Below are 12,143 nucleotides of genomic sequence, written 5' to 3' on the forward strand. Positions count from 1 at the left end.
CTATGAAGAATTTTTGGCTTTACTGCTGGAAAGAGAAATGGACACGAGACAAGAAACCGCAAGGTATAATCGCATTCGACGAGCCGAATTTCCATACAAAAAATACATCGAAGACTTGTCTGTTAAAAAGTTGCCGGAGGATGCACAGAAGAACTACAAGCGCTTTGAACGTTGGGGGGAGATTTTTCAAGACCCTGTGATGACAGCAGCAATGATTGATCGTTTAACTCATCAGGCGTATATCGTAAATATGAATGGAAACTCGTATCGCATGAAAGAAACAAAACAGTGGCTCCAAGATCAGCAGTCTGTGTAAGAAGAACGGGAATCTCATCAGTATCCCCCTATCTTAAATAAATATTCCCTTAAATGGAAATTTTAGGTGGGGGAGTTTTAAATGACTATGTGGGGGAATTTTCAGTTGACAATTACAGATACGGAAGAAAAAACTATAAGCGTCACTAAACCCTACTATAATCCAAGCAACAATAAAAAGGAGTACAAGTTACTAACTCCAAAAACAATTACCTCTGTACGTAAAATAGATCTCGATGAGACTGTGATTAATGAAATAAACAGCGTGATAAGTATCACAATCAAGAGTTTATCTTAAATCACATGGATGATAAAACTCCAGGCTATCCACTTTATATTAATAGGATATAAAATTGAATGAAACGTTTGTTGAAGTTAGCTGATTTAAATCCAAAAATCACTCCGCATTCATTACGTCACGCCCATACTTCACTACTCGCAGAAGCGGGAGTAAGCCTACCTCAAATCAGGAAACAATTAGATCATCAAGATGAAGATACTATACTACGAAAAATATTTACCTCCACGTAACAAAAGAAATGAAAAAAGAGGCTTCTCAAAAGTTTGGTCAACTTATGAGAAGCCTCCAATAATATCTTCAGTGTTATCAAAATGTTAGCATTTTGCTTTCATCTTACATAAAATCCTTGTAAATTGGAGGAAAAGCTGAAAAAGGCGGAAGCTCTCATCGCCTATTTAGAAGCTGAGTTAGATTTCGAAAAAAAGCTCGACGAACTTGAAAGGCAACGAATAAGAAACGTTGTCCCGGATTAGCCCTCTAGACGAAGTCGCCAAACATTGCTTCCGACCTCGTCCCTATCATCGAACCTGAAGTCAATATTCACAGTGAGAATAAAGAAAAGTGAGAAGAAATTCTGCGTGAGGAAATCATCAAACATCTGAATGATTTATCAGAAGAAAACATGATGCTGAAGCTCACGATACCAACGAAGGCTAATGCCTATAAAGAGTTGGTTGAGCATCAGCGCGTTATACGTCTTGTCGCTCTTTGAGGCGGCTATTCCCGTGATGAAGCGAATGAGAAGTTGAAAGATAAATGACGGTCTCATTGCGAGCTTCTCCCGAGCGTTGGCCGGTGGCTTAAATGCCAATCAGTCTGATGAAGAATTCAATGAGGCAATTATGCTGCAGATACGATTTACGATGCTTCTGTTCTGTTCATAAAAAATAACGGTAAAAGATTTATGGATAGGTCAATCCCTATAGAAACATGATATGGGTGCATTACGACAGTGTAAACGCACCCATATAGTTATTGATAAAACTTCCTTTAAATGATTTGGATAAAAAACGGGTAACCGTATATCAGGAAACACGGGTAGAAAAAGTCAAGATGGCAACCGGTAATCCGATTTTCAATGAGAAGAAAGGAAATCGTGCGGTCATTTGCAATTCGAGAGATATCACGGAATGTAACACAATTAAAACAATGGGTAAAGCAAAATGAGAAAAGGTAAAAAAGTACGAAAGCGAATTGTTGAAATTAAAGAAAAACCAAACAAAAATCGCGTTATTGACACCAGTGAAAAAATGAAACATGTTATGGCTCTGATTGAACGAATTTCAAACGTCAATTCTATATTTTAATTACCGAAGAATCGGGGACAAGGAAAGATGTATTAGCGAGGGCAACACACGAGTTTAGTTCCAGAAAAGATAAACCATTAAGGTGAATTGCGGTGCGCTTCCGGAAAACTTGCTGGAATCTGAACTGTTTGGTTATGAGTCAGGTGCATTTACAGTAGCGAAACGCAGCGGCAATCCGGGACATTTTGAATTGGCACACAAAATTAAATATAGGAAAAACTGTTATTAAAATTAAAGACCCCGAAAAAAATACTATGTTAGATTCACTTTCATAGATATCTAAGTCATTCATTATTAGGTTGAGGATTTACACTTCTTGAATTTCAACCTTCATATATTCGCCTAACTAGTTCGGATAGACAGCTACTGGCTCCGGCCATTTAAAGCTTTCTTCAGGACCGTACAGCTCAACAATACACTTCATATCATCACGAGTATCCCTGTAGTCATAGTGGAAGTTCTTTCCCCAGTAACCGTACTGTACCAGACCTAAACCATTTTTCTTGCAGAATTCTAGCGCGCTTTCATAGGATACCGTATCCAATGCCACATGATGGATTCCTTCCCCATACTCTTTTAAAAATCGTGCATAATCACTGATTTCATCCAAAGGTTCAATTAGTTCCCATTGGACACCTCCTATATCTGCAACAGCTAGCCGCATAGCATAATCCATTCGCTTGCCACCTACACTCATATCCGCCACTGTATCCTGATTAAATTCATATACTGCCCAAGGCCCAATTTCATATTTATCTGCATATACTTTCATGGCCTGATCCAAATCCTTTACTACGACACCTACTTGAAGGACTTTAGTAAATATTGTTTTTCCTTGCATAGGCTTTTCCGGATAGACAGCTACTGGCTCCGGCCATTTAAAGCTTTCTTCAGGACCGTACAGCTCAACAATACACTTCATATCATCACGAGTATCCCTGTAGTCATAGTGGAAGTTCTTTCCCCAGTAACCGTACTGTACCGGACCTAAACCATTTTTCTTGCAGAATTCTAGCGCACTTTCATAGGATACCGTATCCAATGCCACATGATGGATTCCTTCCCCATACTCTTTTAAAAATCGTGCATAATCACTGATTTCATCCAAAGGTTCAATTAGTTCCCATTGGACACCTCCTATATCTGCAACAGCTAGCCGCATAGCATAATCCATTCGCTTGCCGCCTACACTCATATCCGCCACTGTATCCTGATTAAATTCATATACTGCCCAAGGTCCAATTCTATACTTATCTGCATATACTTTCATGGTCTGATCCAAATCCTTTACTACAACACCTACTTGAAGGACTTTAGTAAATATCGGTTTCATTGAATTCTTCTCCTTTGCTCTTTTATAACTTACATTTGGTATTAATATTTAGATTTCAATAAGCTAAATCTAACGGTTCTGGTGCAAACCTCGGATTTTTGTCAAAATGTAAGTAAAAATATAAGATTAATACCGAATATTTCCGGTTTTTACACTATGAAAATTCGATATTATTTTTTTATTCCGAATAAAAATTGCCCATAGAGTAGATAATGATCATAACGGTTTGTCTGCCTCATTCTTTTTACACCAGAACCATAAAATCTAACCGTCAATCTGCACTTTTTGACGACGGTCCGCTCCTAATCTCCTCAACGTATGGTAGACTGCTGACTCTAATTCAATGAAGCCCAGGTACGAAGCCGGATCATGAAAAGGGAGTATTTGAGAAGCAAATAATCCACCAATGCCGTTCTCGCGATCGATCCAGTAGAACAGATTGGCCAGACCAGCCCACATCAGTTGGCCTGCTGGGCGACCCGTTGGGGTTGGATCCTCATTTACTTGGAATGTATAAGCCCACGACTTTTCCACACCTGGGTAGAACTCACCGTCATTTGCCAGCGATGGATCTGACGAGATCCATCCGCCGCTTCTCAATGCTCCAAGCCCGTTCTGAGACATTTGCGCAACGGTTTCTGGTTCAAGTACGCCCGCACCATCATTCAGGATCATCCGAATAAACTTCATGTACTCACCAATACTAGCATACAAACCGTGTCCCCCCATATCCATTTCGGGAGATTGCGGGAGCATGAGATCAGGTAGTGGAGTAATACTGCCGTCCTGAGCACGATTGTGGATAGTTGCGCGGCGTTCCATCATCGACGGTGTTAACGTAAACCGGATATCAGTCATATCCAAGGGGGCAAAAATATGTTCAGTCATCACTTCGCTCAACCGCTTGCCGCGTACAGCTTCGACAACCTTGCCAACCCAGTCGATGTTGACGCCATAGTTCCAGCGTTCACCTGGCTCGAATAACAGCACATTCTTAATCGAGTCAAAGGTACTAGTGAGTATAGATGGTATGTCCCTAGCCTCACGATATCTTCGATCCTCATTACTGAAGAAATCATATCCAAAGCCAGCAGTATGAAGCATCAGCATATTGATCGTAATGTCGGTCCTGGGTTCTCTTAATTTGGGCTGCCCATCTGAGTCAAACCCCTCAACAACTTTAATCTCGGAAATCTCAGGCACATACTTCTTGACCGGATCGTCGAGCCTAACTTTTCCTTCTTCGACCAATTGCATCAATGCTGTTCCGGTGATGGCCTTAGTGGTCGAGAAAAGAGCACACACTGTGTCGGTGGTCATCGGTGTTTCCTTTCCAAGCTCGCGTACCCCTGCTGCACCCTCATAGATGTTGCCCTCGCAGTCAGTTATCATGGCAACCACTCCGGGAACGCCTCCAGGCTTACCTACTGCATGATCCAGAACTTTGTCAAGAGAATCTTTTAGAGCACTCTTTAACGCTTGGTTTTTCACAGGTTTCACCATCTCCTTGGAATATATTAAAAAATCTGAATATTAATAATATCATGTTCAGATATAGACTGTCAATTTTTTACTGATATGAGTCGGAGATAACTGAATAGTAAGAGAGCATTCCCTAACATCCATAGATAGACACTACTCAGGGATTAGAAACTGGCGTCAAAAATATGGCACTCTGGGACATAAACATAGATTTGACAGTCTCTTATTAAGTTTTTGGGGTTGTTTTTATCAATTGTATCCCCTGTTAAGTAAGAAAAAAATAGATCCAGAAAAAAATGACATTCATTAATTTTATAGAGCCATCACGTATTGCCCGGTCAATCAGATAAAAATTCTACTTTAAGAAAATAAAGGAAATATTGAACGAGTTTCCATGTTAAGATTCATGAAAGCGTTATCCTAAAGCCGGGAGAGGAAGGGGTGTATCAAGTAGTCCCATCTATGACCATTAGATCAAAAGGAGGAACAAAATGACCAAAAAAAGCTTCACCCTTTTGATCATGCTGCAAGTATTTTTCTTTCACTTTCAGCAATGATGGTTTGGGCTGATGATTCAGCTGTTTCTGTCACAAACGGTAAAATTGACCTACCTTTACTCTATAAATTAAACTAAGGAGTGGTTAATTTGAAAGGCTTTAGTTACAAAACAGGAAAAATTTTAATTGTCCTATTATTATTGACTAGCATTCTCCATTCTCCTTCCCATGTAAGTGCTGAGGAATCTGGAAAAGATATTATCCAGGCTGTTTCAACAGATAAGTCAATGTACAACCCCGGAGAAACAATTGAATTTAATATTAACCTCACGAACAACACAAAGCACACAATTAATCATGGAAAAATCGAGTTAATTGTCAAGCATCTAAATAAGACAGTCGATTCAACTATGGAGCAGTCTTACTCTCTAAAAAAAAATAAATCAGAAAAGCTGTAAAACAAGATCGCTTTGTTTTTTATATCTAATATTTGGTTACACAACGGATAATTATTTACATTATCTATCCCCTCATCAGTTTTTTCTAAGAGAATGACTGCCGTCTCTACTAATGTTTTCCATTCTTTACTACCGATCTAATCAACATCTTCCTTCCTGAATTGTTCCAAACTTACCATATTAGCTAACTTCTTTTTCCCATTATATATTTCAATTTTCTTTATTAATAGGGGTTTATCCCAAAAAGATACTTGTCTAGATTCGCTTTAAATCAATTATCCCTTGTTGTTTTTCCTGCATTATTTTTTTATTTTCATAATCAATATTTAGTGTGGTTTTTTCTTTCAATGTTGAGTTCAAATCTCTTAATGTTTCCTCATCATCAGGCGTGAAAGTTATTGTACGTTTACTTCTTTAATAGTACTCTGTGAATTGAGATTTAGACAAAAGTCCGAATTTGTACTTCAATTCTCAAAAATTGCTTTTGCTTTTGTAGGGTTTTCGACATTCATTATTTCTTTTTCATAATTTTGTTTATCTTGAATTTTATCTAAACCTTCAATAACTTCACTAAACACTTCCAATATAGGGGGATTGATAGTAACACCTGAAGCTTCACTTACGCGTGTGTACTGATACTTTTACTATCGAAAACATAAAAATTTTTCAAATCATTATTTTTACTTCCTACTTCAAAAATCAATTGTGAAATCTTCATTACCTTTTCCAATTAATATTTTTGCACTGGGATTTGATTCAGAATCTCCTTTAAGATTAGGCAAAACTCTAGACACACAACCAGTACTTAACAATCTAGAAAAACCGGATTTTCCACTACCGTTCTCTCCGTATACTAATGTTAAATTAGGTGAAAAAGTAATACTTTGATTTTGTGAAAGAGCATTAACATTATTCATATCAGAAATCTTTATTTATCGTAAAGTTCTTATCTGTCTCATGATTTTGAACTGGTACATCCAATATTTCATCAATATCAACCTTCTCCCCAAATACCTTGAAAGTCTTCATCCAGACCATTTTCATAGAGAAATAAAGAGAAGGATATCATCTATTTCTTCTCCCATTTCAGTAGTTAAACTTTTGTTCCAAAGATGCTTTTCCCACTCGTTTCGCTTTTTCAACCAGGCACTTAAAACCTCTTTAGCTTTTTTTCAGACAATAAGCTCCACTCCTTTTTGGTTATTTTATGATGCAATTCCATTTTATCACTGTATTCTTTTATAGTATTTAGAGAAACTTAATTTTATAAAAACACTCTACATATTGATGGTATCACCCAAAAATTTCTTAAAATCGAGTAGAAGGGGTGGTTAACCCCGTCCTCTCACACCACTGTACGTACGGTTCCATATACGGCGGTTCAATAGTTTGATTGTGCTTACTCGAAAAGTCGGTTTAGATTTTTTAAACCGACTTTTTCGAGAATCTCATTTGAAATGGCTCTGTGTAGAACATAACTACATGCGATACGCCAGTACTCTTTCCGTGTGTTTGCCCACTCCCAAGCCTTTGGTTTAGGAACTTTAAGTTTTATCAGACTCTTATACTTTGTCTTCACTTTCTTCCAGCGTTTCCATATGATTTGCCTTATTCTGCGTCTGATCCATTGATCTATGCGCCGAATATATCCCTTCATATAACTAATCCCATAGTAGTTTATCCATTCGGTCGTGACTTCGTTGACTTCCTTGATAATGTCACGGATGTTCCCACTTCGGTTTCGTTTGGTCCGCTGTGTTAGCTTCTTCTCAAGGTTCTTTTTAGACTTTTGATGGGGGCGAAACCCTCATCGATCCAGCGGAGCCTTTATTGGCTTTGACTCTTCCGTATGCTAGATTGAGATTGTCCCGGCTTACGACTTTGTCGATGAGGTTAGGCACACCATCCCTTTTTTCAGTTTCACCGTGAGAAATACTACACGCTTCTACTGTACCTTCGGATTCCATCCTATTCTCTTGTAGATTTTCGTATTTCTCTCACCTCCACTGTTTCCAGGATTACTATCGTTCAGCCCTTCATCCTTTTGGATTACTATGGCTTCTGCTGACTTCTTAACATTCATCACACCATCACTGGTATGATTGTTCCTGTGGGAAATTCCTTCCCTCTTGTCGGGAACCCTGTTAAGACCTCCCCGGGTAAGTCTAACCACTTTCCTCCCATGTAGGTGCTGGATTTACTGTAAGGGATTCGGGCAGTATTGGACTTTGTTTTGTATAGTGGCTGTTGAAACACGTATTGTTTGTTGAAGGATTGCCCCCTAAACTGGAAGACTTGAAATTGAGATATCTTAGTAGTCTTTTAAAAATTCCACTATTTTTGAAAGTATGTTTCACTAACCACCCTCCACCCATTCCATTGTGACAAACTTGCCCACATACTACTTTCAAAGAAAAGCCCTAAGAGATTGTTTGATACTATATTTAAAATTTCGACTTGACAGCTTTTTGACTACAACTGTAAGTGGAGGGCGTATAAAATCCTTACAACAAACGGTGGAAGTTTGAGTACAACAATCTAATAAAAAGAGGGTATCCATGTGAAAAAAACAAATTCATACAAAGTTGGCATTCGTTTGGTTACACTGTCCATAACATTACTGTTACTCACAATACTTACCGCATGCACAAATGCAGACAATCAAACCGACGCATCATCCGACAAGGAGAACGAATCAGAGAAAATGATCAATAAGGATAAAGAATTTACACAGCTTGAAACAGAATTTGATGCCCGAATAGGTGTCTATGCAATTGATACAGGTACGAATCAAACTGTCGAATATAGACCGGATGAACATTATGCCTATTCATCTACCTTTAAAGTTTTGGCTTCAGCGATCCTGCTGAAGCAAAACGACATAGAAAAACTAAAAAAAATCGTTACATACACCAAGGATGACTTAGTTACCTATTCTCCGGTTACCGAGAAACACGTGGATACCGGACTGACACTGTTGGAAATCAGTGAGGCGGCTATCCGGAAAAGCGACAACACCGCTGGGAACCTTCTACTTGAGGCGATCGGTGGGCCTGATCAATTTAAGCAAGCCTTACACGACATTGGCGATGACGTTACGAAGCCCGAACGATACGAAACCGAATTAAATGAATTCACGCCGGGGAATAAGCGTGATACCAGCACATCGAGAGCTATGGCCACTAATCTAAAGAAAGTAGCCCTTGATGACTTTCTTCCAGATGATAAGCGTGAATTGCTTATCGACTGGATGAAAGGAAATGAAACAGGAGATACATTGATACGTGCCGGAGCCCCTCAAGGATGGACAGTTGATGATAAAAGCGGAGCTGGCAGCTACGGAACAAGAAATGATATCGCCGTTGTATGGCCGCCGAACAGAGAACCAATCGTCATAGCAGTTATGTCCCGGTACGATACAAAGAATGCCGAATATGATGATGCGCTGGTTGCAAAGGCTGCCAAAATCACACTGGATGCTTTAAAATAAGAAACCTGTGCTCACACATGTCGGACGGCATGTGTGACCCTTAACCCACCCGTTTATATACACCAAAATGGCATAAACCCGTCCTTCATAACAAACGCCATATGTAAGAATGAGGTGTAATATAGCGATTAAGGAGATGAATAAATGACCGCTCTCCATCTAGCTGTTAGCTTGTTCATATCTTCTATCATGGTCATTGTTATCATGTTGATCCGAAAGATTTTTAAGAATCAATTGTCTTCCAAATGGAAATATAATCTCTGGTTTCTGTTATTAATCGCTTTGTTAATTCCTTATCTTCCAACGCAATTATTAAGCTTCGGGGGTAAGTTCACGGGGAATGGGAACCAAAACAGTAATCAAGCGCAAGCCGGCATCACAACCGAAAACCCTCAATCAAATAATGGAAATTGGATGCACGATTTTTCAACATCCGTTAATCGGTTTAATTTTACAGTTCTGGATCCTGTTTTAACCATAATATGGATAGCAGGCATGCTCGTGATGATTATTATTGCCATGCACTCATGGATAAAACTGTGGCAAATAAAAAAGTCCGCAAATGCGCTTACGAATAACGAGGTTCTATCATTATTCGAACAGTGCAAACAAAGGCTGAATGTATCGCATCCACTAGTATTGATGGAATCACAACTCATCAAATCCCCACTGATGTTCGGGATATTCAACCCTGCATCATCCTGCCGCGTCATGCTGAAGTTTGGCTGTCCACGGATGAAATAAAATACATTTTGCAGCATGAATTACATCACTATAAAAACAAAGACGTTGCCACAAATTACCTGATCGTCATATTCCAGATTTTATACTGGTTTAATCCATTTATCTGGATGGCGTTCAAGGAAATGCGGCTGGACAGGGAAATCGCGTGTGACAGTGCTGTGCTACATACATTGAATCAACATCAGCACGCAGCATATGGAAACACGATTATTAAGTTTGCGGATAAATCTTATCTTCCAAGGCATTTCGCAATGGTTAACCAGATTGCTAGTTCAAAAAAGCAAATAAAAAAACGAATTGAACGTATTGCAGCCTTTGCATCTGAAACAAAGCTGGTAAAAGTGAAAAGTATCCTGATTTTTATACTTTTTGCCGGATTTGTCATGATTCAAATACCGATTGTTTCTGCTATGCCTTATGATGACCACATTGATTTTGACAATAAGCAAACAGTATATGAGGATTTAAGCGCTTTCTTCAATGGTTATGAAGGTAGCTTTGTATTGTACGATTTACGGGAGAAGCAATACAATATCTATAATAAAGACAAAAGCACATTGCGGGTTTCGCCAAATTCCACGTACAAAATTTACAGTGCATTATTTGCATTGGAGTCCGAAGTTATCACACGAAATGACAACTTCATGAAGTGGAATGGGCAATCGTATCCTTATCGAAGCTGGAACCATAATCAAAATTTGTATACGGCGATGGAAAACTCTGTAACGTGGTATTTCCAGCAGATGGACAAAATGGTACAAAAGAAAAATATTGAAACCTACACGGAAAGGATACAGTACGGTAATCATAATCTGGCAGGTGGAATCGAAGACTATTGGCTTGAATCTTCCTTGAAAATTTCACCGATCGAACAGGTGCAGACACTCAAAAAATTTTATACAAATCACTTTGGATTCGATGAAAAGATATTCAATTCGTAAAGAATGCCATCAAACTGGAGACTAAAGATAGTTCAAACCCTTTATGGCAAACCGGCACAGGAACGATTAACCGGAAAAATGTAAATGGCTGGTTCATTGGGTTTGTAGAAACAAATACCAACACATATTTCTTTACAACGAATATCGAAAACGACAATCATGCCAGCGGCAGTATAGCTGCTGACATTACGAAATCCATTTTGAACAATAAAGGCATCTATTAAAAGGTAAAGGCAGGGATTCACATGACGAAAAAAATACCGACTATTTCAGAGTCGGAATGGGTAGTCTTAAAGGTGCTTTGGGAAAAAGGGCCGCAAACAGCAAGTGATATCAATTCCTCCTTGCCGGCATATACGGACTGGAACCCGAAAACCGTACGGACACTGTTGGATAGGCTCACTAAAAAAGAAGTCGTCGGCGTCCATAAAAATCAGAGAGTTTATGCATTTTATCCGCTTTACTCCCAGGACGAATGCCAACGTGATAAAACAAAATCCTTTGTAAAACGATTCTATGACGGCACCTTAAAGTCAATGCTCGTTCAATTCATTCAGGACGAAGACCTGTCTGAAGAAGATATTAAAGAACTAAGGTCCATCCTGGATAAGAAGCAGAATAAAAAATAGACTGGCCTTTTAAAAGTTGAAAGCATCCTTATACGTTTTTATTGAAATCTAATCTAGAAAGAGTGAGATCCATTTGAAGTTTAAGGGATGGAATTTGTTTACTTGATCATTAGAGAGCTCTTAGGATATCTGGCCAGTCAGCATCAGCAGGAGCGATCCAATCTTCAGATTCGTTTTAAAGCGGCCATGGAAACCTCTTCTATCCCTTCAATGTTTCTCTATCGCCCTATTGGAATCTGAGCCAACAATCGGGGACAGACTTTATACCATGCCAATCTTAACGAGATAAGGCTTTTTGTTGCGATCTACATGGCTTCTTTTCGTGTTTCTTTAGAAAAATGGTTGGAAAATAAAAGAACAGTGATCTTGTTTCCTTTTTTAATGGTCATTTGAAGTATTTCTTGACCTTAACTTGTAACAAGTTGATTGCAGTAGTAATTACATTTGGAAACTAAGTTATTTTAGTCAGAGATGATGGACGGCAACCCTCCCTATCAATCGCCCCCTATCGTATTATAAGGGGCTGTATCAAAAGCCTCTAAACTGAAAAGCCATGGGACGCCATCCAAGAAGATGGTGACCATGGCTTTTTTTGTAGATGTTTATGCTGCTTGCTTCTTTTGGCGGCGTTTCGCCGCCGCCACTT

The 12,143-nt window shown here is 38.9% G+C and carries 9 protein-coding genes and 4 pseudogenes; 9 read left to right on the top strand and 4 right to left on the bottom strand.

The features are described from left to right. The 4 genes and pseudogenes from ACE1TI_RS20760 to ACE1TI_RS20775 all read left to right on the top strand — a co-directional run. The coding region (locus ACE1TI_RS20760) for an ATP-binding protein (protein ID WP_375009435.1) at nucleotides 1-316 on the top strand (316 nt) is incomplete at its 5' end. A 356-nt stretch (nucleotides 317-672) separates the two neighbouring features. After that, on the top strand, nucleotides 673-846 hold the full coding sequence (locus ACE1TI_RS20765; RefSeq protein WP_375009436.1) for a tyrosine-type recombinase/integrase: 174 nt from the start codon (nucleotides 673-675) through the stop codon (nucleotides 844-846). Nucleotides 847-1,112: 266 nt separating this feature from the next. Continuing rightward, nucleotides 1,113-1,550 (top strand): annotated as a pseudogene (locus ACE1TI_RS20770) (beta/alpha barrel domain-containing protein); the annotation flags it as partial. A 363-nt stretch (nucleotides 1,551-1,913) separates the two neighbouring features. Continuing rightward, nucleotides 1,914-2,152, top strand: a pseudogene (locus tag ACE1TI_RS20775) (sigma 54-interacting transcriptional regulator); the annotation flags it as partial. Nucleotides 2,153-2,269: 117 nt separating this feature from the next. On the opposite strand, the gene ACE1TI_RS20780 reads toward ACE1TI_RS20775, so the two are convergent. Together ACE1TI_RS20780 and ACE1TI_RS20785 are read right to left on the bottom strand one after the other, a co-directional pair. Continuing rightward, nucleotides 2,270-3,256 carry a VOC family protein gene (locus tag ACE1TI_RS20780; RefSeq protein WP_375009437.1) on the bottom strand — a complete coding sequence of 329 codons (987 nt, stop codon included), beginning with the start codon at nucleotides 3,254-3,256 and terminating at the stop codon, nucleotides 2,270-2,272. Between the two features lie 264 nt (nucleotides 3,257-3,520). Beyond that, the gene (locus tag ACE1TI_RS20785) at nucleotides 3,521-4,747 is read right to left on the bottom strand and encodes a serine hydrolase domain-containing protein (RefSeq protein WP_375009438.1); all 1,227 of its coding nucleotides are present in this window, start codon (nucleotides 4,745-4,747) and stop codon (nucleotides 3,521-3,523) included. Between the two features lie 637 nt (nucleotides 4,748-5,384). Between ACE1TI_RS20785 and ACE1TI_RS20790 the strand changes: the two genes are divergently transcribed. Further along, nucleotides 5,385-5,693: a glycoside hydrolase family 66 protein gene (locus ACE1TI_RS20790; RefSeq protein WP_375009439.1), complete on the top strand. Its 309-nt coding sequence runs from the start codon at nucleotides 5,385-5,387 to the stop codon at nucleotides 5,691-5,693. 692 nt (nucleotides 5,694-6,385) lie between these two features. On the opposite strand, the gene ACE1TI_RS20795 is transcribed toward ACE1TI_RS20790, so the two are convergent. After that, complete coding sequence (locus ACE1TI_RS20795; protein WP_375009440.1) at nucleotides 6,386-6,610, bottom strand: AAA family ATPase; 225 nt, start codon at nucleotides 6,608-6,610, stop codon at nucleotides 6,386-6,388. Between the two features lie 482 nt (nucleotides 6,611-7,092). Continuing rightward, a pseudogene (locus ACE1TI_RS20800) lies at nucleotides 7,093-7,461 on the bottom strand (group II intron maturase-specific domain-containing protein); the annotation flags it as partial. Between the two features lie 786 nt (nucleotides 7,462-8,247). On the opposite strand from ACE1TI_RS20800, the gene bla reads away from it, so the two are divergent. The 4 genes and pseudogenes from bla to blaI all read left to right on the top strand — a co-directional run bounded on the left by bla (nucleotide 8,248) and on the right by blaI (nucleotide 11,497). Beyond that, on the top strand, nucleotides 8,248-9,183 hold the full coding sequence (gene bla / locus ACE1TI_RS20805; protein ID WP_375009442.1) for a class A beta-lactamase: 936 nt from the start codon (nucleotides 8,248-8,250) through the stop codon (nucleotides 9,181-9,183). A gap of 204 nt (nucleotides 9,184-9,387) precedes the next feature. Then, a pseudogene (locus ACE1TI_RS20810) lies at nucleotides 9,388-10,868 on the top strand (BlaR1 family beta-lactam sensor/signal transducer). Between the two features lie 95 nt (nucleotides 10,869-10,963). Continuing rightward, nucleotides 10,964-11,092 (top strand): hypothetical protein, encoded by a 129-nt coding sequence (locus ACE1TI_RS20815; protein WP_375009443.1) that lies wholly within the window; start codon nucleotides 10,964-10,966, stop codon nucleotides 11,090-11,092. Between the two features lie 21 nt (nucleotides 11,093-11,113). After that, a complete protein-coding gene (gene blaI, locus ACE1TI_RS20820) occupies nucleotides 11,114-11,497 on the top strand; it encodes a penicillinase repressor BlaI (RefSeq protein WP_375009441.1) in 384 nt (127 codons plus the stop codon). Nucleotides 11,498-12,143: the final 646 nt, after the last annotated feature.

It is taken from the genome of Alteribacillus sp. JSM 102045 (assembly GCF_041949975.1).
In the GTDB taxonomy this organism is placed as follows: Bacteria; Bacillota; Bacilli; order Bacillales; family Marinococcaceae; genus Alteribacillus.

Excerpts from the sequence above, each read along its gene's own strand:
- ACE1TI_RS20765 (WP_375009436.1), top strand. The coding sequence starts at position 673 with ATGAAACGTTTGTTGAAGTTAGCTGATTTAAATCCAAAAATCACTCCG.
- ACE1TI_RS20780 (WP_375009437.1), bottom strand. The coding sequence starts at position 3,256 with ATGAAACCGATATTTACTAAAGTCCTTCAAGTAGGTGTTGTAGTAAAG.
- ACE1TI_RS20795 (WP_375009440.1), bottom strand. The coding sequence starts at position 6,610 with ATGAATAATGTTAATGCTCTTTCACAAAATCAAAGTATTACTTTTTCA.
- blaI (WP_375009441.1), top strand. The coding sequence starts at position 11,114 with ATGACGAAAAAAATACCGACTATTTCAGAGTCGGAATGGGTAGTCTTA.